We start from the raw sequence: 19,699 nt of genomic DNA on the forward strand, positions 1-19,699 counted from the left end.
CTGAGAGGAGCGCGCGCCCATGTCCGGCCATGCCATGTCCACCGTGATTCCCTGCGAGCTGCAACGTGACGGAGACCGGCTGTTCGACGTCTCCATGTGGTGCCTGGGGCGGGATGTCCTCTGCCCGGAGGGGAACCTCCTCGTGCGCCGGGGGCTCGTGCGTCACGCGCGTCCCGAGGGCGCGGAGGGACAGAGCCCGTACACGATGGACCTGCCGGAAGGTGGGCGCTTGACGCTCTGGGGCTTCGGCGCGCTGTGCGAGTGCGGCGAAGCCGTCTTCGTTCCCCGGGCGGGCTTCGCGCCCGTCCTGCTGGACAGCGTGCCGGACACCCTGCCGTTCCGCGCGGAGGACCTGGGCCCGGTGCGCCTCGTGTCCACGGGGCCGCAGCGGCGGGCGCTTCGCGCGGGGCTCGTGACGCTCGCGAGCTGGCTGGCCGAGCACGAGGAGTGGGTAGCCCAGGAACTGGGGCCGTCCTGGCGGCGCGAGTGCTTCGCGGCACGTCGCAAGGCCCCACCTGTCGCAGCGGAGGGGCTGGCCGCGGCGTGGCGTCGCTTCGCCTCCCGTCTGCGTTCCCTGGACGCTGGATTCAACATCTGCACCGCCCCGGTCTCCGGGGCCTGAGGAGGACCTCATGTTGGCGCGACTCCTGCGAGCCGATGAACCTTCTGTCTACGTCCGTGCGCCCTGGGAGGCGCTCGCGGACGACGCGCTGCCTTCGCCTCGTCTTCGAGACGGCCTGGGTTGCGCGCACCTGGAGGTCACCACCTCCGAGCCCCGGGCGCAGGCCTGGTTCGACCAGGGCTTGCGGCTGTTGCACCTGGGGTGGGGCAGCGAGGCGCGCCGTGCCTTCGCGGAGGCCGCGCGGGTGGACCCCTCGCTGGCCATGGCGTGGTGGGGGCTGGCCCTGACGCGCGGGCCGGGGGCGCGCTTCGCCGCCGCCCGCGCGGAGGCCATGGGCCGCGCGCTGGCGTTGAGTGAGGGCATCACGGACCGCGAGCAGCGCTACATCGTCGCGGCCAGCCTGCTGGCGGAGAAGGGGCCCGCCAATGGCCGTCATGCCTTCGTGCGCGACATGGAGTGCCTCATCGACCGTTACCCCGAAGACGGGGATGCACGGCTGCTCCTGGCCGGCTTCCTCCTCGACGGCTACGAGCCGGATGGTCGGCCCGGCCAGGGCCAGCCGTATGCCCAGGCCCTGCTGCGCGAGCTCTTGCGCACCCACCCGGACTGCGCCGGCGTGCACCACGCGTGGGTGCAGGCGATGCTCGACAGCGGCCGGCCCGAGGCCGCCCGGGACAGCGCGCGGCGGCTGCTCGCGCTGGCGCCCCAGGCCAGCCCCGCGCTCCTCGCGGCGGGCCGCCTGCTCCAGCGCGTCGGCCTGATGGAGGAGGCGCACCAGGCGCTGGTGGCGGCGGTGGCCGCCGACGACGCGTACCTCGCGGAGGAGGGGCTGCCCGTCACCGACGCCCCCAGCGCGGAGGCCGCCATGCGGCTGCTCAGCCTGGGGTGTGCCGAGGCCGGCCAGTACGGGGAGGCGCAGGCCTGGGCCCGTCGGTTGCGGCAGCGGGTGGAAGGCGCGGACGGCGACAGCCAGGCCGTGCTCTTCGCCGCGTCCACCCTGGTGGCCGCGCACCTGCGCTTCGGCTTCTGGCGCGCGGCGGCGGACGTGCCCATGGACCTGCCCGCAGGGGCGGGGCTGGCCGAGCAGGCCCTGCGCGACGGCATGCGCCTCTACACGCGGGGGCTCAGCCTGCTGGAGGCGGGGCGCCTGGGCGAGGTGGAGCGCGTATGCGGCACGCTGGACGGCCTGCACCCGCCGCTCGTGGAGGCGCGCCGCTCGGAGGACCGGACGCTGTGCCCTCGGGACGTGGCGCGCGTCGTCGAGGTGGCCGCGCAGGAGCTGCGGGGCGCGCTGGAGGCGCGCAGGGGCGAGGTGGGGCGTGCCGAGGCCACGCTGACGCGCGCCATGCGCCTGGAGCGCCGCCTGCGCGCCGCGGGGCCGGCCGCCTTCTCGCGTCCGGCGCGCGAGGCCCTGGTCCGGCTGCGCCTGCGCTCGGACCGCGAGGACAAGGCGCTGGAGCTGGCGCGCTCGCTGGTAGCGGAGCGGCCCGGCTGCGGCCACTTCCGGCTGTTGGCGGCGGAGTCCCAGGTGGCCCTGGGCGCCTGGAGCGGCGCGGTGGAGGACTTCACCGCGTTCCTCGAATGCTGGCGGAACGCGGACCCGCATCAGCCGGAGCTTCGACGGGCCCGCGCCTTCATCGCGGGACGGGGCCGGGTGCTCCGTCTGGTCCGCCCGCCGGAGATCCTCGCCCTGCGTGAGCATGGGACGGCGGCGCTCTCCGCCCAGGGGACGGCGTCCTGTTGAGTGGCGTCGCGGGGCGCGGCTCGATTGTTACCCGCCGGAAGTCGGCCCCGCGCGAGCGTCCACGGCCAGCGCTGGCGGCGCCCGCCGCTTGACGGGCCCGCGTCCTTCGCGCGAGGAGGAGCCCATGCCTACCTTCCGCCTCAAGCAGGACCAGGCCGCGTTGCTCGTCGTGGACATCCAGGAGCGGCTGTGCGCCGCCATGGACCGGGACGCGCTGGACCGGATGCTCAGCCGCACCGGCGCCGCCATCGAGGGCGCGCGGGCGCTGGGACTGCCCATCCTCCTCACCGAGCAGTACCCCAAGGGGCTCGGGCCCACGCACTCGCTCCTCCGCATGCGCGCGCTCAAGGACGTCAAGGCGGTGGAGAAGCTGGAGTTCAGCGCCGCCGTGCCGGACGTGCTGGCCGCGCTCGGTGGGCGCACGCAGGTGCTGGTGGCGGGCATGGAGACGCACATCTGCGTCTTCCAGACGGTGCGCGACCTGGCCGAGCGCGGGTTGTCCCCCTTCCTGCTGGCGGATGCCGTGCTGTCCCGGGCGCAGGAGGACCGGAAGGTGGGCCTCCAGCTGTGCCGCGACGCGGGGGCGCACGTCGTCACGGTGGAGGCCGCGCTGTTCGACCTGCTCGGGCGCGCGGGCTCGCCCGAGTTCAAGCAGGTCTCCGCCGCGGTGCGCTGACGCCGCTCAGCGCGCCTTCTGCACGGCGTGGGCGAGCATCCGGATGACGGTCGCCACGGCCACCATGGCCGCGGCGAACACCGTCTGCGAGCCGCCCACGGGGAAGTCGTAGAAGAAGGCGAAGAGGTAGCCGCCCACGCCCGAGATGGCCCCCATCAACGTGGCGACGAAGAAGGTCCAGGGCAGCCGCAGCTCCAGCATCAGCGCGGCGATGGCGGACAGCGTGGAGAAGGCGAACACCGGCAGCGCGCCGAGGGCGCGGGCGCACACGCCCACCATGACGCCGATGCTGACCATCAGCACGCCGTCCAGCAGGCGCACCGGCAGCCCCTGCACCAGGGCGCCCGTCCGGTCGAAGCTGGCGAAGGTGATGCCCCGGTACCACCACAGCTGGATGAACATGACGCCCGCGCCGGCGATGGCCACCGTGTAGAGCTGCTCGGGCGTCACCAGCACCGCGGTGCCGAAGAGGATGCCCTGGATGTCGTGCGCCTCCTGGGCGATGCGGTCGCCCACGAGCACCGCCGCGCCACCCGCCAGCGCGTAGGCGAGTCCCAGCAGGCTCTCCCGCGTGAGGCGCAGCTTCGCCGGCTCCGTCATCAGCAGCAGCGTGGCCAGCAGGGCCAGCGTGGTGGCGCCCAGCACCGGCTCCACGTGCGTGCCCAGGTGGATGGCGGCATAGAAGGCGAGCGCCACGCCCAGGCCCGCCGACTGGGCCACGGCGGCGCTGACGAACACCATGCGGCGCAGCACCACGTACACGCTCAGGAAGCCCAGCACGCCGCCGGCGATGAGCGCGCACAGCAGCGGGTCCCTGAACAGGTCGAACGCCAGGTGGAACTGCTCCCACTTGGACGGTTCAGCGAGCGTCGTTTCCACGGTGAGGTCCCAGGGGCGCGCGTTGGCAGTACTCGTCGCCGTACTGGCGGCGGAAGGCGGGGTGACAGAAGACGGTGCGGGCGTCGCCCACGACGAAGGCGGACGTCTCGCGGTCCACGAAGACGAGCACGTCCGCGTGCTCCGCGGCGACCTCCAGGTCGTGGCACACCACCACCACGCCCAGGCCGCGCTCGCGGGAGAGGGTGCACAGCCGCTGCATCGTCTCGCGCTCGGCCACCGCGTCCATGGCGGCGGTGGGCTCGTCCAGCAGCACCAGGTCCGCCTCGGTGGCCACCAGCCGCGCCAGCAGGGTGCGCTGCTTCTGGCCCTCCGAGAGCTCGCGGTACGGGCGGGACGCGAAGGGCTTCGCGCCGGCCGTCTCCAGCGCGCTCTGCACCGCCTGCCGGTCCGTCTTCCGGGCGAAGGGCCACAGGAAGCTCCAGCCACGCAGCCGGCCCCAGCCCGTCAGCTCGTCCGCGCGCAGCGGCAGCAGCGTGTCGATGGCGTTCGTCTGTGGCACATAGGCGCTGCGCACCTGGGCCGATGCCCGGGAGATGGTGCCGGACACCGGCGGCAGCATGCCCAGCAGCGTCCGGAACCAGGTGCTCTTGCCGGAGCCGTTGCGGCCCACCACCGCCACGAACTGCCCGCGCCGGATGGTCAGGTCGATGGGCGGCAGGATGGCCTTGCCGTCGTAGCCGATGACGAGCTTCTCGCAGGTGAGCAGCGCGTCACCCGGGACGAACGAGGCCGGCACCGCGTGGGTGCTGGCCGTGGGCTCAACGGTCTTCACGGCGGACCTCCGCTTGCGGCTCCAGGGCGGACAGGGACTCCAGCAGCGCGGTCCGGAAGGCCGTGTGCTCGGGGGCGTTCAGGTCCACCACGCCGTCGGGGCCGGGCGTGAGGGGGGCCCAGTCCAGCGTGTCGAACAGCGCCGGTGACAGCGTGAGGTGCATGGCCAGCTTCACGCGCGGCTTGTTCTCCCGGTCGGCGGGGATGTCCACCGCACCCCGGAGCGCGAACAGCGGCTGGCCCTCCTCGGCGTTGTCGTCCGTCGTCAGGACGAGCCGGAAGGGGCGCTCGCCCGTGAAGCGCGGCGTGGCGCGGCTGTCGCGCACGGCGCCTTCCAGCCGCACGGTGGTGACGTCCCACTGGTAGCGGTTGATGGTGGTCCGGGCCAGCTCGCAGGACGGCTCGCACTCGGGCGTGAGCGTCTCGTCCGTCAGCAGGTCCAGGTCGGCGTCCACGTGCAGGCTGGCCACCGTGGCCTCCGAGCCACCTCCGCCACCATCCAGCTCCGCCTGGATGTCCTCGTAGTCCACCAGCGCGCCGTCATCGCGGTGGCAGTGGCCGTTGTGGCAGTTGGTGTAGCCCGGGGGCGGGTTGGCCGGGTCGAACGTGGTGGGGCCGCCGGTGCTCGCGCCGCCCACCAGGTCGATGTGGGCCACGCCCAGCGCGGCGCCGTCCAGCCGGAGCTGGAAGTCGGAGGCCAGCCGCTGGAAGCCGTTGCCCGCGTCGCGTGAGTCCACGGGCGCATAGTCCGCGCGCACGGTGGGCTCCAGCACGGCGAAGCTCTCACCGGGCTCCAGCGCGCAGCCGGACAGCAGGAGCAGGGGAAGGAGGAGGCGGGTGCGCATGACTCAGCTCCCCTTGCCGGCGAGCCCCTTCTCCAGGCGCTCGACCATCTCGTTGATGTGCTGGATGTACGTCTCGTTCGCCTTGAAGTCGGTGCCGCCGTGGAGCGTGACGAGCGGGGCGGGAATCTTCGAGGCCACCAGCCGCGCGGTGGTGTCCGGGTAGTAGCTCTCCATCAGCACCATGCGCGCCTTGCGCTGGCGGCCCTGGGCCAGCACGCCCGCGACGTGCGACGGGTTGGGCGGGATGCCGGGCTTGGGCTCCAGGTACGCGATGGTCTCGAAGCCCAGCCAGTCGGACAGGTACGCCGTGGTCCGGTGATAGGCGATGACGGGCTGGCCGCGCAGGGCCGCCAGCCGCTTCTCCCAGTCCGCGCGCGCCTTCTCCAGCTCGGTGGTGAAGGTGGCGAGGTTCGCGCGGTACGCCGCGGCGTTCTTCGCGTCGAGCTGCGCCAGCCGGTCGGTGATGCCGCGCGCCACGGCCAGCGCCTGCCGCGGGTCATAGAGGAAGTGGGGGTTGCCGCCCGGGTGGACGTCGCCCTGGCCCCGGTCCACCTGCACGGTGGGGACCTCCAGCAGCTTCGCGAACTGCGAGGCCACGAGGTAGCCCGGTGCGCCCACGAGGATCTTCGAGTTGCGCGCGCCCACCTGGAGCGTGGGCAGCCAGCCGACTTCCAGGTCCAGGCCCACGGCGATGAGCAGGTCGGCGCGGTTGAGGGCCAGGGCCAGGTTGGGCTTGGCGTCCACGAAGTGCGGGTCCTGGCTGGACAGCGCCAGGGCCTGCACCTGGACGTGCTTGCCACCCACCGCCTTGGTGAGCGCGGCCAGGTCCGGGAGCGTGGTGACGACGTTGAGGTCCGCGCGCGCGGGGGCGGCGACGAAGAGCGTGAGGGCGGCGCAGACGGCCGCGAACAGTCGGGTAGGGCGCATGGTCATGGCTCCTGCGAAAGGGTTCAGAATGCGTGGGCGCCGTGGGCACCCGTCACCAGCTCGAGCGCGAGCATCAGCGAGTAGCCGGCCTCGTCCCGCCATCCCGCCCGGTCCCTGGCCGCCTGGAGGCGCAGCCGGGAGAACTCGGTGGGCCAGAAGGTGACGTTGGCGGACACGCGGTTGCGCTCCTCCGTCCACTCCGGGTCCAGCGGGTCGGTGACGCGCTCACCGCCTTCCCCTCGCGCCGCCGTGCCCAGCTCGTAGCGCAGCGCGGTGGCCCAGCGCGGCGAGAAGCGCCACGCGGCCTGGGCGTAGGTGTTGAAGTCCGTCAGCACGTTCCCCGGCACCTGACGGCGGCGGTAATAGGCCTCCGCCTGGAAGGTGATGAGCGTGGTGTTGTAGGCCTGGGTGATGGGCCGGTAGCGCAGGTACACGTCCGTGCCGAACACGTCCGTGCGGTTGCGGTAGCCGGTGGGGTTGGGGCCGGTGGCGGTGGACAGGCCCCACATCAGGGACAGGTCGTCCGACAGCGGGAAGAACTGCTTCACCGCGCCCGTGGCCTGCAGGTCGAGCGGCGACTGCACGCGCTCACTGGTGGCGCCCAGGAAGCTGCGCGCGGTGGCCTCGCCCGTGGCGTCCGTGAGGCTGCCCATCACCTCCACGTACCAGGGCAGCGGGGCCAGCCAGGACACCTCCGCGCCCAGGCCGCGGTTGCCCTCGGCGCCGAAGATGCGGCCCACCGCGAAGGGCTGGTCCACGAAGTCCCAGGAATGCGGGTGGGTGGGGTTGATGCGGCCGAAGCGCGTGAGGAACTGACCGGCGCGCACCTGGAGGTTGTAGGGCAGCGCCAGCGTGGTGCCGTACGCCTCCTCGATCTCCACGCCGAACTGGCTGAAGACGATGTTGCCGTCGAAGCGGAAGTAGGGGTCCACCACCGAGCCGATGGACAGCTCGAGCTGCTGGAGGTTGAAGCCGTTGCGCGTGGGGTCGTGCGCGCCGCTCTGCAAGGGCTCCTTGTCCGTGAAGGCCGCGGCGGCCACGTCCAGGATGAAGCTCAGGTCGAGGAAGTTCGCCCCGGCGCCCGTGTTGTTCACCCCCGGAACGGAGAGCCCGCTGGTGGCGCCTGGCGTGCCGGAAGGCGGCGGCGTCGCGGTGCCGGTGGGCGCGCTCTGCTGCGAGGCCGCGGCGTCACTGCCGAGCGCCTCCTCGATCTCCTTCAGCTCCTCGGGTGTGAGCGCGGGGGCCGCTTCCTCCTCTTGAACGGGGGCGTCCGCGGGAGGCGCGGAGGGTTCCTGGGCCTGGGCGCCGCTGGCGTACAGCCACGGCATGAGTGAAATGACGATGAGTGCACCGCGCTGACGGTGCGAACGGTTGTCCACCTGGAATGCTCCACGAACGGGGCGCCCGCGAAGCGGCTGCGCCCACCATGACCTGCCAGACTTCAGACGACGCACGTCACGCGCGCGCTGGAGGCGAGGCCTTGGGAGCGGTGTCGAGGATGGCGAGGGGAGGGTGGACCTGGGGCGGGGCGGTGGCCGGACGGCTCACCGCGAGCAGCGTCAGCACCAGGGACGGATGGTAGGGCGACAGCAGCTCCGGGCGGGAGCTGGACGTCACCAGCGGACACTCCTCGTGCGTGAGGGCCGCCGAGTCCGTCGCCGCCTCGGGCAGGGCGGAAATCTGTGCCCCCTGCTCGAGGGCGACGCGGGCGATGCGGGCCCCCGTGCCGAGCGCCGTCTCTTCGAACGTCTGGTGCTGCGGACAGAAGCGGTGGGCGTGCTCGTCCCTCGCGTGCAGCAACGCGCTCAGCGGCTGACACAGCCACAGCACGGCCAGCAGCGTCGCGGTGCAGCGGGCGAAGGTGTGGGCTCGCTGATTCATCGGGAGAGGGCGTCGACCGGCTGCTCTAATGACGCGGCACGGCCGGTGTCAAGGCACGGTATCACGCTCTGTTTCGCGCAGGTGGGGATGTGTCGGCGCCTCCGGCGCGTTGAGGATTCTCGAAGATGAACGGACACCTGGACGGCGGATTCATTCCTGTCGCGACGCTGGACGCACTCGACGCGCGAGGCCGCGCCGTCGTGCAGGTGGGTGGCGTCACGGTGGCCCTCTTCCAGGTGAATGGCGTGCTCCACGCGGTGGCGGACGCCTGCCCCCACCGGGGCGGCCCCCTGTCCGAGGGGGACCTGGTGGGATACGTGGTGCACTGCCCGTTGCACACCTGGCCGTTCGACGTCCGGACGGGGCTGTGCCCTCGGCACCCAGGGATACGGGTCCCCACCTATGAGGTGCGTGTGCAGGGACAGCACATCCTCGTGGCCGCATCAGGTAGCGTCCCGGCCCCCTGATTGCCGGCCCCTTCCAGGAGCGATTCCGCTGTGACCTCGTCCCGTGCCCGCCGCAAAGCGCCCACCGCCCCCGTCCCCGCCAGCGCCCCCGACACCTCGGCCATGGCGCGCGCGGTGGCGGACTTCCTGCGCGCCGCCGGCCTGAACCTCCAGGACGTCCACCTGGCGGACACGCCCACGCGCGTGGCCGAGGCCTGGACCTCCGAGTTCCTCGACGGCTATGGCCGCACGCCCGAGCAGGCGCTGGGGGAGACGTTCCCCGCGCCGCCAGGCTCGTCCGGCGAGCTGGTGGTGGTGACGGACCTGCGCTTCCACTCCATGTGTCCGCACCACCTGCTGCCGCTCACCGGCCGCGCCCATGTGGCCTACGTGCCAGGCAAGCGCGTGGTGGGCTTCGGCCGGCTGTCCGCGCTGGTGGACTGCTTCGCGCACCGGCTCATCCTCCAGGAGGACCTGGCGCGCGAGGTGGCGCGTGCCCTGGCCCAGGTGCTGGGCAGCCCCGCCACGGCCTGCATCATCGAGGCGGAGCAGGCGTGCTTGCGTCTCCGGGGCGACAAGCAGCGCGACGCCGTCACCCACGCGGAGGCCTATGAGGGCACCCTGCGCCGTGACGGGCCGCTGCGCCGCGAGCTGTGGGCCCGGCTGGGAGCCCGGCGATGAGCGGCTCGCCTCCGCGCTTCCCCCGCGTGGCGCCCGAGCGCGTGACGCGGGTGTGCGAGGCGCTGGCCGGCATGCTCGCACCGGACCAGATGCGCCGCGACGCGGCCACGCTCGCCGCCTACTCGAAGGATGAGTCGGACAGCGGGGTGTATGCGCCCGACGTCGTCGTGTTCCCGACGGATACCCGGCAGGTCTCCGAAATCTTCCGGGCGTGCGGCGCGCAGGGCGTGCCCTTCACGCCGTGCGGCGCGCGCAGCGGCAAGAGCGGCGGCTCGCTCCCCCTGCAGGGCGGCGTGGCGGTGAGCCTGGAGCGGATGAACCGCATCCTCGCCATCTCGCCAGAGGACCTCACGGCGGTGGTGCAGCCCGGCGTCATCACCGGTGAATTCATGAAGGCCGTGGAAGCGGTGGGCCTCTTCTATCCACCCGACCCGAACTCGTGGGAGTTCTGCACGCTGGGCGGCAACGTGGCGGAGAACGCGGGGGGGCCTCGCGCGCTCAAGTACGGGGTTACCCGCGACTATGTCATCGGGCTGGAATGGGTGTTGCCGGACGGCGAGGTGGTCCGCGTGGGCCGGCGCACCATCAAGGGCGTGGCGGGCTATGACCTGGTGGGCCTCTTCGTCGGCTCGGAGGGCACGCTGGGGGTCGCCACCGAAATCACCGTGCAGCTCATCCCGCTCCCGCGCGAGGTGCTCACGGCCCTGGTGGTGTTTCCGTCGGTGCTGCACGCCGCCCGCGGTGTGTCCGCCGTGCTCGCCGCGGGCATCCTGCCGCGCTGCCTGGAGCTCATCGACGATGTGGCCCTGCGAGCGGTGGGCGGCCGGGGCTTCCAGTTCCCGCCGGGCGCGGGCTCGGCCGTCATCGTCGAGGTGGACGGCAACGGACGTGAGGGCTTGCTGACGGAATTGTCCCAGTTGGGTGACATCTGTGCCCGGCAGGGCGCCACCGAGACGCTGGTGGCCCAGGACGCGTCCCAGCGCGAGAAGCTCTGGGCCGCGCGCCGGGTGATTTCCCCAGCCCTCCGGGCCCTCAAGCCTCACAAGATTTCCGAGGACATTGTCGTCCCGCGCTCACGCATTCCCGAGGTCATCGAGCGCTTGAAGGCCATGGGCCAGGAGCTGGGCCTCACCGTGGCCACATATGGCCATGCGGGCGACGGCAACCTGCATGCGAACATTCTCTATGAAGGTCCGCATCAACGGCCGCTCGTGGACGAGGCCTTGCGGCGCATGCTCGAGCTGACTGTGTCGCTGGGTGGCACCATCACAGGCGAGCATGGTGTGGGCCACGCGAAGCGGGAATATCTGTCGCTCGAGCAATCAGACGCGCTCATCGACTTGCAGCGCCGCCTCAAAGCCTTCTTCGATCCATCAGGGTTGCTCAATCCCGCGAAAATCTTCCCGGCGCCCAAGCGTTCTTGATTCGTGGCCGACGCGGGCTCTTTTTCGTCCCGGCGTCGAGCGGCTTACCGTCCAAGTCACGGGAAGGGCTGGGAATGCCGCTCGAAATGCTCATTCGGGACTGGAATGAGAAACCCTTTCGCTCGTTGCGCGTCTTAGTTCCAGGTGGACGCGAGGCGGCGGGGGGAGAGCGCGTCCGGCATCGAACGGAGGACGGGAAATCATGGCCAATACGACGAAGTACGCTGCGGAAGGCCTGTCGCACTACCTTCGGAATCTGGGCGGGCACCAGCAGCTGACGCGCGAGCAGGAGTACGAGCTTGCGCGCCGCGCCCGCAAGGGTGACGAGTCCGCGCGGCAGACGCTTGCCAGCTCCAATCTGGCCTTCGTTGTCGCTGTCGCGAAGAAGTTCGCCAATCGCGGCGCGCGCCTGGATGACCTCATCCAGGAAGGCAACGTGGGTCTCATGAAGGCGATCGAGCACTTCGACCCCAAGAAGAACGTGCGCTTCGCCACCTACGCGGTGTGGTGGATTCGCGCCTACATCACCCGGTATCTGAAGGACAACCGCAGCCAGGTGCGCGGCGGTGAGGCGGAGCGCGGCAGCATGGTGGACTTCTCACTGGACGCCACCATCGACGAGGACGGCGAGACGACGTTCCTCGACCGGCTCGAGGACACCAGCCCCTCGCCGCAGCAGGTGTTCCTGTCGCACGAGCAGGACGCCGAGATTCAGGAGGCGCTCGCCAAGGTGCGCAAGCGCATTGGCGACCTGGGCTGGGACATCCTCACGGAGCGCCTCACCCAGGACAAGCCGCTGACGCTGGAGGAGCTGGGCCAGCGCTGGGGCGTGTCGCGCGAGCGCGTGCGCCAGGTGGAGCTGAAGACGAAGAACTTCCTGGAGCGCTACCTCTCCGCGTTCAACGAGAACGAGGAGCACCTGGGCGACCACACGGCCGACGCCGCGTGAGCGCCCCACAGAGAGCCTCCCCACCTGGGACGGCGCGCCACCGAGGCGGGACGGTACGGGTTATCCCGGACCGCTCCCGCCTCTTGTCTTTTGGTGGATGTTTGGGGCCCGTTGGTTTGCTAGCGAGCAAACGTGCGTGCTAAGCCCCGCGCTTATGCGCCTGATTTCATTTGCTTTGTGCCTGCTCCTGAGCCTGCCTGCCTGGGGGGCGGAGCCGGCGCTGCTCACCCAGCTTGACGACCTCTACGCGAAGCGGGGCGAGCCGGGTGGGGAGAAGGCCTACGAGGCCGCGCTCAAGGCGGCGCTGGACGCGGCGCCGGAGGACTACGAGCTGGTGTGGCGCAAGGCGCGCATCCTCCAGTGGCAGGCGGACGGGGCGGGGAACGAGAAGCTCAAGAAGGTGCTGGGCCGGCAGACGTGGGACTGGGGTGACAAGGCGGTGAAGCTCGCGCCCGGCCGGGTCGAGGGCCACTACTACGCGGCCGCCGGCATCGGGGCGTACTCCCAGGCAGTGGGCGTCATGAAGGCGCTGGGGGAGGGGCTGGAGGGCAAGTTCAACGAGCGCCTCGACAAGGCCATCCAACTGGACCCGGACTATGACCGGGGCGCGCCGCTGCTGGCCAAGGGCCGCTACTACTACGAGCTGCCCTGGCCCAAGCGCGACCTGGGCAAGTCCGCGAGCCTCTACCAGAAGGCCGCCGCGAAGCATCCGCAGATGCTGCGCGCCTACTACTTCCTGGCCGAGACGCTCCTCAAGGACGGCAAGGCGGAGCAGGCGCGCGAGGCCATTCTCAAGGTGAAGCAAGGCAGCGTCGCGTACGACCCCGCGGAGGGGCGGCGCGTGAAGGAGTGGTCCAAGAAAGTCGAAGCCGACATCGAGAAGGAGCTCAGATGAGGGCAGAGAATCAGGTGGCGGCTTCCGCTACCGCGGGGGGAGCCCAGGAAGGGACGCTGGTACAGCTGCTCATCCAGCGCGCGAGGAACGCGTCGACGGTGGGCGCGTCTCACAAGAAGGACGGCCGCTGGCAGGACGTCACCTTCGCCCAGTTCCTGGAGGACGTGAAGGCGCTGTCCGCGGGCCTGGTGGCGCAAGGCGTGAAGCCCGGAGACCGGGTGGCCATCTTCGCCAACACCAGCCTGCAGTGGCTCGTCTGTGACGTGGCCATCAGCGCCGCGCAGGCCATCACCGTTCCCATCTACGCCTCCAACACGCCAGACGAGTGCCGGTACATCCTCAACCACTCCGAGACGACGCTCGTCTTCGTCGACAACGACGAGAAGGACGCCCGGCAGCCCGGCCGCCTCACGCGCCTGCGACAGACGCTCTCCGAGTGTCCCACCGTGAGCAGGGTCGTCGCCTTCGACGGCCCGGTCGCCGGCGGCGCCGAGCTGTCGCTCGCGGACCTCATGGCCCAGGGCCGCGAAGCGCACGCCGCCCGGCCGGAGGCCTTCGACGAGCGCGTGGCGAACGTGTCCATGGAGGACACCGCCTCGCTCATCTACACGTCCGGCACCACGGGGGACCCCAAGGGCGTCATCCTCACCCACCAGAACTGGGCCTATGAGGCGAGGGCCGCCCAGTCGGTGGGGATGATGGTGCCCGGCGACTCGGTGATGCTGTTCCTGCCGCTGGCGCACGTCTTCGCGCAGGTGGTGAAGGCCTCCTGGCTGAGCATGGGCTACCGGCTCATCGTCGCCGAGTCGGTGGACAAGCTGCTGGCCAACCTGGTGGAGACGCGCCCGACCGCGCTGCCGTCGGTGCCGCGCGTCTTCGAGAAGGTCTACAACAACGTGGTGGCCAACGGCTCGGCGGCCCCGGGCCTCAAGGGCCGGCTCTTCCGCTGGGCCTTCAAGCTCTTCGACGAGTACGTCGAGGCCCGCAGCCAGGGCCGCGAGTACAACTCGCTGGGCTTCGCGCTGGCGAAGAAGCTGGTGTTCTCCAAGGTGCACGCGGCCATCAGCGAGAAGCTGGGCGGCAATATGCGGGTGTTCATCTCCGGCGGGGCGCCCCTGTCCCCGAAGATTGGCTACTTCTTCGACCTGCTGGGCCTCAAGGTGCTGGAGGGCTACGGCCTGACGGAGACGGCCGCTGGCACCACCGTCAACCGCGAGCACAAAATCAAGATTGGCACCGTGGGCGCGCCCATGCCCGGCCTGGAGGTCAAGATTGCCTCCGACGGTGAAATCCTCGTCCGCGGGCTCTCGGTGATGAAGGGGTACTACAAGAATCCCCAGGCCACGGCGGACGCCATCGACGCGGAGGGCTGGTTCCACACCGGCGACATCGGCGAGCTGGACGCGGACAACTACCTGCGCATCACCGACCGCAAGAAGGACATCATCGTCACCGCGGGCGGAAAGAACGTGGCGCCGCAGAACCTGGAGAACGCCCTCAAGACGCACGCCATCGTCAGCCAGGCCATGGTGTTCGGCGACAAGCGGCCCTACCTGGTGGTGCTCATCACCGTGTCGGACGAGGCCGCGCGCAAGCTCCTCCAGGAGAAGGGCGCGCCCGTGGGCACCTACGCGGAGAACGCCCGGCACCCGGAGGTGCACGCGGCGGTGAAGGCCGCGGTGGATCAGGTCAACTCGCAGCAGCCGCCCTACGCCACGCTGAAGCGCTTCGCGGTGCTGGAGAACGACTTCAGCCAGGAGACGGGGGAGCTGACGCCCAAGCTGAGCGTCAAGCGCAAGGTCTGCAGCCAGAAGTACAAGGCCCAGCTCGACCGGCTGTACGAGGGAAGCGCCGTCGTCGACTGAACGCTCCGGGCCGGAAAGCGCGAACGCCCGGCCACTCCAGGTTCCTGGGGTGGTGCGGGCGTCGTGCATTCCAGGTCAGGGGAGGCCCCCTGACGGCGGCTCAGGCGTGGCCGCTGGGCGTCTGGCTCTTGGAGACGTTGTTCTCCACGCTGGTGCTGCTGGACAGCGTGGCGGCGGGCTTGTTGTCCCCCTGCGCGGGGGCCTCGTCGCCCTCGCCGCCGAAGCCGCGCTTGAAGTTACGGATCGCACTTCCCAGCGACGAGCCGAGCTGCGGCAGGCGCGACGCTCCGAACAGGAGCAGCAGCACCGCCATGATCAGCAGGATTTCCATTCCCTTCAAACCCATCACTCGGCTCCTTCGTGAAGACGCAGGGAGCATACCGATGGGCGCCCCCGACCGCCAGCAAGACCGGCGGACGACTCAAGCCTGCATGCTCGCTGGCGAACCGAGCGTCGCCGCGGGGGCTTGCGGGAGGGTGAGGAACAGGGTGCTACCGGCCCGGTCGGACTCCACGCCCACGCCGCCGCCGTGGGCCTCCACCTCCTGGCGGGCCAGGTAGACGCGCAGGGGGTCCTCCAGCTTCTTCTCCCGGAAGGCCCGCTCCTCGCGCTGGAACACGGCCGAGGCGTCCTCGTCCGTCAGGGGGGCGCCCTCCCGCCGGACCTCCACCCGGACCCGGGGCGAGAGGGCGCGGACGCGGAGGTGGATGACCTCGCCCGCCTGGGCGCGCGCCAGCTGGTACTGGATGAACGACTCCACGGCGTGCTGGATGCGGGCTCCGTCCACGATGACGTCCGGCGCCGCGTCCCCGGGGCCCAGGTCCAGGACGAGGGCGACCTGGGCCGCCGTGGCCGCGGCGCGCTGCCGCTCCACCGCGGCGTCCAGGATGGGGAGCAGGGACTGGCGCTCCGGATCGCAGGGCAGGGAGCCCAGGTCCGCCCGGCTGGCGTCGAAGAAGTCCTGGGAGAAGGCGAGCGAGCGGTCCGCGTTGCGGAGGATGGTCTCCAGCCCGCGCTGCACCTTGGGCTCCAGGGGCACCCGGCCGTTGAGCAGCAGGGCCGCGTAGGAGCGGACGTTGGCCAGCGAGCCGCGCAGGTCATGCGACGCCATGGACAGGTAGCGCACCCGACGGCGCACCTCCGCCTCGTCCCAGGCCAGGGGAGAGGTCCACAGCAGCAGGCCGCCGTCCTCCAGCCGCTCCTCGCCCGCCATCACCACCCGGCCGTCACGCTCCCACAGGCTGCCGCTGCCGGGGCGCCGCTGGAAGCCCGCCGCCTCCAGCAGCTCCGTCAGCGAGCCCACGCGCGGGGGGAGGGCATCCAGGCCCAGCTGCTCCAGCAAGGAGCGTCCGAGCAGACGGGGACCGCCCTCGCGGGGGAGCAGCAGAAGCCCGGGTGCCGCCATGCCGCCTGCCGTCAGCTCCCCCACGCTCGCCACGTTCCTCGCCTCCAGTCCATCAGGTCACGGAAAGGGTGGGCAGTGACTGTCGGTTTTGCAACGTGGGCCCATGGCCAGCGGCATGGGCGCATTTTCTTGCGTGGCCGTGTGGGAGGATGGTTGAAGAATCCCTGCGTCGCACCTCGGGAGACTGCTCTGACCTTGCACAATGCACAGCATGCGGGTGCCCCGGTCGTCCTGGTCGTCGATGACGACCCGGACATCCTGGAGGCCCTTTCAGAGATTCTGGAAGCCGAAGGCTTCGAGATCCGCCGGGCGCGGAATGGGAAGGAGGCGCTGGAGCGGCTCGAGCCCGAGCCGCCGAACCTCATCCTGCTCGACCTCATGATGCCGGTGATGGACGGCTGGGAGTTCGCCCAGCGCATGCGGCAGAAGCCGCCGGAGGTGGCGCGCATCCCCCTCATCGTCCTCAGCGCGGACCGGAACGTGGGGAGCAAGGCCGCCGACATTGGCGCGGTGGGCCACCTGGCCAAGCCCTTCGAGCTCAACGACTTGTTGGACATGGTTCGCCGCTCGCTGAACCCCGCCGCCGCGTCCACCAGCGCGTGACAGATGCCGCATCCGTGGCTTGACCTGCCAAGGGGGCGCCATTACGGTCCCCCTGTCTTTGATTTTCAAATCAACGATCAGGCCACAAGGAGTGTGTCATGAGCGCGAAGGACATCATCGAGAACCAGATTCCGGAGACCCTCAAGGCGAAGCCGGAGCTGGCGAAGGACATCAACGCGGTCATCGTGTTCGACGTCTCGGGTGAGGGCGGCGGCAAGTGGACGCTGGACACCACCAAGTCGGAGGGCTGGGTGACCGAGGGTGCCGCGGACAACGCGAAGATGACCATCAGCGTGAGCAACGACGACTTCGTGAAGATCCGCGAGAAGAAGCTCAACGCGCAGATGGCGGCCATGCAGGGCAAGCTGAAGTTCAAGCCCATGGACATGGGCCTCGCGATGAAGCTCGCGAAGCTGCTCTAATCCGGGCCGGGTCTTCCGACTCCCGCGGCGCGTCTCCTCTCCGGGGCCGCGCCGCTGTCGTTTCCACACCCCTGAATTTCTTCGTCGAGGAGTGCCCATGTCGTCGCTTCCGCTCACCGGTCTGCGCGTGCTGGACTTGTCGCGCCTGCTGCCGGGCCCCTACGCCACCCTGGTGCTGGCCGACCTGGGGGCCACCGTGGACAAGCTGGAGGAGCCGGAGGGCGGAGACTACGTCCGGCAGATGCCGCCCATCCGCGACGAGGTCAGCGGGTTGTTCTACGGCCTCAACCGGAACAAGCGCTCGCTGACGCTGAACCTGAAGCAGCCCGAGGGCCGCGAGGCCCTGAAGCGGCTGGTGCGCCACTACGACGTGCTGGTGGAGAGCTTTCGGCCCGGCGTGCTGGACAAGCTGGGCGTGGGGGAGGCCGTGCTGCGCGCGGAGAACCCGCGGCTCATCGTCTGCTCCATCTCCGGCTATGGCCAGACGGGGCCGGACCGGCTGAAGGCCGGACATGACCTGAACTACGTGGCCCGCGCCGGGCTGCTGGGCTACGGCGGCGAGCCGGGCGGCGCGCCCGCGTTTCCCGGCGTGCAGATGGCCGACATCGGCGGCGGCAGCCTCTTCGCGCTGGTGGGCATCCTCGCGGCGCTGCACGAGCGCGAGCGCACCGGGAAGGGGCGCTTCGTGGACGTGTCCATGACGGACGGAGCGCTGGCCTTCCTGCACATGCACCTGGCGTCGCGGCTCTTCCTGGGCGCGGAGGGGGCGCCGCTCCAGCGGGGGACCGAGGCGCTCAACGGCGGCTATGCGTGCTACGGCCTCTATCGCACGGCGGATGACCGGTGGCTGGCGGTGGGCGCGCTGGAGCCGAAGTTCTTCGCCGGCGTCTGCGAGCGCCTGGGGCGGCCGGACCTGATGGAGGACGCCTACGCCCCGGGCGAGGCGGGCGCGCGCGTGAAGGCGGAGCTGACGCGCCTGATTGCCGAGCACCCGCTGGCCTACTGGCAGGAGCGCTTCGCGGGCTCGGACCTGTGCATCGAGGCGGTGGCGGAGGGCGACGACGTGCTGAAGGACGCGCAGCTCCGGGCGCGGGGCCTCTTCGTGGAGGCGGAGGACGCGACGCTGGGCCGCCAGGTGACGCACCTGCTCACGCCGCTGCGCATGGGGGACACGCCGCTGCGGGCCCCACCCACGCTGGGGCAGCACTCGACGGAGATTCTCGAGGAGGCGGGCTTCAGCGCCGAGGAGCGGGCGCGGCTGGGGCACTGAGCCACAGGGCCTCGCCGCGCGCGGCGTGGCAGGTGTCGCCCACGAGGTCCAGCGCGAGCTGCGGCTGCCGTTTCGCCAGGGCCGGCACGTCGTCGAAGGCGCCCGCCGCGTCCAGCCGGCGCACCGTGCTTTCCAGCGCCGTGCGCGCGCGCTCCACGGTCCGCCGCTGGGCCTTCGTCGGCTGCCAGCCCGTGTCGTCGCGGTAGCGGCCGAGCGTCTCCAGCAGGTGGCCCTGGAACTTCAGCATCTGCACCAGCACGAGGAGCCGGTACTCGGGAGGGACGGAGGCCAGGGCCGCCTCGTACTGGCGTCCCTCCGAGTCCAGCCGGTACAGGAGCACGTCCCGCTGCGCGTCCAGCCGCTTGCGCCACGCCTTGCGCACGGTGGCGTGCCGGGCCCAGCCGGCCACGGCCTGGAAGTAGTGGAGCCCTCCGCACGGGTGGGCATAGATGCCCTGCTTGCGCTTGGGGACCTGGGCGAGCCCGGCCCGCATTCCGGCGGTGAGCTCGGCCTGGGCCGCCTCGAGGGTGGTGAGCGCCTCCTGCATCACCGCGTCGATGCGCACCGTGACGCCAGCGCCGTCCCGGAAGCTGTCGCCGGGTTCGTGCGCCAGGGACAGCGCGTCCAGGGCCCACGCACCTTCCGGGCTGGCGATGAGCGCCGGGCGGTAGTCCCGCTGCAACTGGTCCACGAGCGCCTGCACGGTGACGGGGCCCCAGGCCGCGTCGAAGCGGTGCGACAGGGGATGGCCGGAGCGCAGCAGCGTCTTCAGCTGGAGGGCGGGGTGGGGCTCCACCGGCGTGCCGTCGGCGGTCCGGGCCTCGAAGTAGAGCCGCTCGTGGGAGGCTCCGCTGTCGAGAGGAGTCGCCTCCACCTGGGGGGCCCGGACACTTCCCCCGGTCGAGGGCGTCCGTCTCAGGTATCGCGCGATGATGGCGTCCGCCGCGGGTTGGCCGTCACGGGTGCGGAAGCTCCGCCCGTCGAGCACCATGCCATGCGCCAGGGCCCAGGGATTGTCGGGCGCTGACGCCCACTGCCTGCACCGGCTGGCCAGCAGCGAAGCCATGTCGCCTGTCCCCATCGTCCGGGAGGCGGTACGCGAGGGCTCGACCGGGAAGCGCGGTGGGCTGGAGAGCCGCTGGGCCGGCGGCGACGCAACATGCCTCGGATGCGGCGCATCCGACGCCGCGCGCGAGGCGTCGGCCGTAGAGGGCGGGGCGCTGGAGGTCGGCTGTGCCGGGGAGGCGGCGCGGAGGGCCGCGGGCGTCTCGGCGACATCCGCCCTCGCGGGGAGCGACGGAGCCCCCAGGCTCAGGGCGAATCCAATCTGGAGCAAGGCGGTCGTCTTCATGCGCGGCGCGCCCGCCAGTGTC

General features: G+C 71.2%; 21 protein-coding genes. 12 read left to right on the plus strand and 9 right to left on the minus strand.

Annotated features, from left to right (window positions below):
* Window positions 1-19: 19 nt before the first annotated feature.
* The 3 genes from VZL07_RS29815 (at window position 20) to VZL07_RS29825 (ending at window position 3,042) form a co-directional block, all read left to right on the plus strand.
* Window positions 20-622: a hypothetical protein gene (locus tag VZL07_RS29815; RefSeq protein ID WP_426751273.1), complete on the plus strand. Its 603-nt coding sequence runs from the start codon at window positions 20-22 to the stop codon at window positions 620-622.
* Between the two features lie 10 nt (window positions 623-632).
* Window positions 633-2,366: a hypothetical protein gene (locus VZL07_RS29820; RefSeq protein ID WP_426751274.1), complete on the plus strand. Its 1,734-nt coding sequence runs from the start codon at window positions 633-635 to the stop codon at window positions 2,364-2,366.
* 124 nt (window positions 2,367-2,490) lie between these two features.
* Window positions 2,491-3,042: an isochorismatase family protein gene (locus VZL07_RS29825; protein ID WP_426751276.1), complete on the plus strand. Its 552-nt coding sequence runs from the start codon at window positions 2,491-2,493 to the stop codon at window positions 3,040-3,042.
* A 6-nt stretch (window positions 3,043-3,048) separates the two neighbouring features.
* Here the strand turns inward: VZL07_RS29825 and VZL07_RS29830 are convergent, their stop codons facing one another.
* The 6 genes from VZL07_RS29830 to VZL07_RS29855 all read right to left on the minus strand — a co-directional run bounded on the left by VZL07_RS29830 (window position 3,049) and on the right by VZL07_RS29855 (window position 8,366).
* Window positions 3,049-3,921: a metal ABC transporter permease gene (locus tag VZL07_RS29830; protein WP_426751277.1), complete on the minus strand. Its 873-nt coding sequence runs from the start codon at window positions 3,919-3,921 to the stop codon at window positions 3,049-3,051.
* The gene (locus tag VZL07_RS29835; RefSeq protein ID WP_426751278.1) at window positions 3,902-4,714 is read right to left on the minus strand and encodes a metal ABC transporter ATP-binding protein; all 813 of its coding nucleotides are present in this window, start codon (window positions 4,712-4,714) and stop codon (window positions 3,902-3,904) included. The genes VZL07_RS29830 and VZL07_RS29835 overlap by 20 nt, the downstream gene beginning before the upstream one ends.
* Window positions 4,701-5,558, minus strand: a complete 858-nt coding sequence (locus tag VZL07_RS29840) for a hypothetical protein (RefSeq protein ID WP_426751280.1) — start codon at window positions 5,556-5,558, stop codon at window positions 4,701-4,703. Before VZL07_RS29840 ends, VZL07_RS29835 begins: the two co-directional genes overlap by 14 nt.
* 3 nt (window positions 5,559-5,561) lie before the next feature.
* Window positions 5,562-6,491, minus strand: a complete 930-nt coding sequence (locus VZL07_RS29845; RefSeq protein WP_426751281.1) for a metal ABC transporter substrate-binding protein — start codon at window positions 6,489-6,491, stop codon at window positions 5,562-5,564.
* A 17-nt stretch (window positions 6,492-6,508) separates the two neighbouring features.
* Window positions 6,509-7,864, minus strand: coding sequence for a zinc-regulated TonB-dependent outer membrane receptor (locus tag VZL07_RS29850; protein WP_426751282.1), 1,356 nt, complete (start codon window positions 7,862-7,864; stop codon window positions 6,509-6,511).
* A 76-nt stretch (window positions 7,865-7,940) separates the two neighbouring features.
* On the minus strand, window positions 7,941-8,366 hold the full coding sequence (locus VZL07_RS29855) for a hypothetical protein (protein ID WP_426751283.1): 426 nt from the start codon (window positions 8,364-8,366) through the stop codon (window positions 7,941-7,943).
* Window positions 8,367-8,491: 125 nt separating this feature from the next.
* Between VZL07_RS29855 and VZL07_RS29860 the strand changes: the two genes are divergently transcribed.
* The 6 genes from VZL07_RS29860 to VZL07_RS29885 all read left to right on the plus strand — a co-directional run bounded on the left by VZL07_RS29860 (window position 8,492) and on the right by VZL07_RS29885 (window position 14,626).
* Window positions 8,492-8,833, plus strand: a complete 342-nt coding sequence (locus VZL07_RS29860) for a Rieske (2Fe-2S) protein (protein WP_426751284.1) — start codon at window positions 8,492-8,494, stop codon at window positions 8,831-8,833.
* Window positions 8,834-8,935: 102 nt separating this feature from the next.
* Window positions 8,936-9,493: a GTP cyclohydrolase I gene (gene folE, locus VZL07_RS29865; RefSeq protein ID WP_426757405.1), complete on the plus strand. Its 558-nt coding sequence runs from the start codon at window positions 8,936-8,938 to the stop codon at window positions 9,491-9,493.
* On the plus strand, window positions 9,490-10,917 hold the full coding sequence (locus tag VZL07_RS29870; protein ID WP_426751285.1) for an FAD-binding oxidoreductase: 1,428 nt from the start codon (window positions 9,490-9,492) through the stop codon (window positions 10,915-10,917). The genes folE and VZL07_RS29870 overlap by 4 nt, the downstream gene beginning before the upstream one ends.
* Window positions 10,918-11,119: 202 nt before the next feature.
* Window positions 11,120-11,866 (plus strand): sigma-70 family RNA polymerase sigma factor, encoded by a 747-nt coding sequence (locus tag VZL07_RS29875; protein ID WP_426751286.1) that lies wholly within the window; start codon window positions 11,120-11,122, stop codon window positions 11,864-11,866.
* Window positions 11,867-12,020: 154 nt separating this feature from the next.
* Window positions 12,021-12,761 (plus strand): tetratricopeptide repeat protein, encoded by a 741-nt coding sequence (locus VZL07_RS29880; RefSeq protein WP_426751288.1) that lies wholly within the window; start codon window positions 12,021-12,023, stop codon window positions 12,759-12,761.
* Window positions 12,758-14,626 (plus strand): AMP-dependent synthetase/ligase, encoded by a 1,869-nt coding sequence (locus VZL07_RS29885; protein WP_426751289.1) that lies wholly within the window; start codon window positions 12,758-12,760, stop codon window positions 14,624-14,626. Before VZL07_RS29880 ends, VZL07_RS29885 begins: the two co-directional genes overlap by 4 nt.
* 100 nt (window positions 14,627-14,726) lie before the next feature.
* On the opposite strand, the gene tatA is transcribed toward VZL07_RS29885, so the two are convergent.
* Window positions 14,727-14,972, minus strand: a complete 246-nt coding sequence (tatA, locus tag VZL07_RS29890; RefSeq protein WP_426751290.1) for a twin-arginine translocase TatA/TatE family subunit — start codon at window positions 14,970-14,972, stop codon at window positions 14,727-14,729.
* A 75-nt stretch (window positions 14,973-15,047) separates the two neighbouring features.
* Window positions 15,048-16,031: a sensor histidine kinase gene (locus tag VZL07_RS29895; protein WP_426757406.1), complete on the minus strand. Its 984-nt coding sequence runs from the start codon at window positions 16,029-16,031 to the stop codon at window positions 15,048-15,050.
* A 195-nt stretch (window positions 16,032-16,226) separates the two neighbouring features.
* On the opposite strand from VZL07_RS29895, the gene VZL07_RS29900 reads away from it, so the two are divergent.
* The 3 genes from VZL07_RS29900 (at window position 16,227) to VZL07_RS29910 (ending at window position 18,326) form a co-directional block, all read left to right on the plus strand.
* Complete coding sequence (locus VZL07_RS29900) at window positions 16,227-16,634, plus strand: response regulator (RefSeq protein WP_426751292.1); 408 nt, start codon at window positions 16,227-16,229, stop codon at window positions 16,632-16,634.
* Between the two features lie 98 nt (window positions 16,635-16,732).
* Entirely contained in the window at window positions 16,733-17,056 is a 324-nt protein-coding gene (locus tag VZL07_RS29905; protein WP_426751293.1) for an SCP2 sterol-binding domain-containing protein, read from the plus strand.
* 97 nt (window positions 17,057-17,153) lie between these two features.
* Entirely contained in the window at window positions 17,154-18,326 is a 1,173-nt protein-coding gene (locus tag VZL07_RS29910; RefSeq protein WP_426751295.1) for a CaiB/BaiF CoA transferase family protein, read from the plus strand.
* On the opposite strand, the gene VZL07_RS29915 is transcribed toward VZL07_RS29910, so the two are convergent.
* Window positions 18,292-19,677 carry a hypothetical protein gene (locus tag VZL07_RS29915; RefSeq protein WP_426751297.1) on the minus strand — a complete coding sequence of 462 codons (1,386 nt, stop codon included), beginning with the start codon at window positions 19,675-19,677 and terminating at the stop codon, window positions 18,292-18,294. The genes VZL07_RS29910 and VZL07_RS29915 overlap by 35 nt on opposite strands.
* Window positions 19,678-19,699: the final 22 nt, after the last annotated feature.

The organism is Pseudomyxococcus flavus (assembly GCF_050038885.1).
GTDB classification, from domain to species: Bacteria; Myxococcota; Myxococcia; order Myxococcales; family Myxococcaceae; genus Myxococcus; species Myxococcus flavus.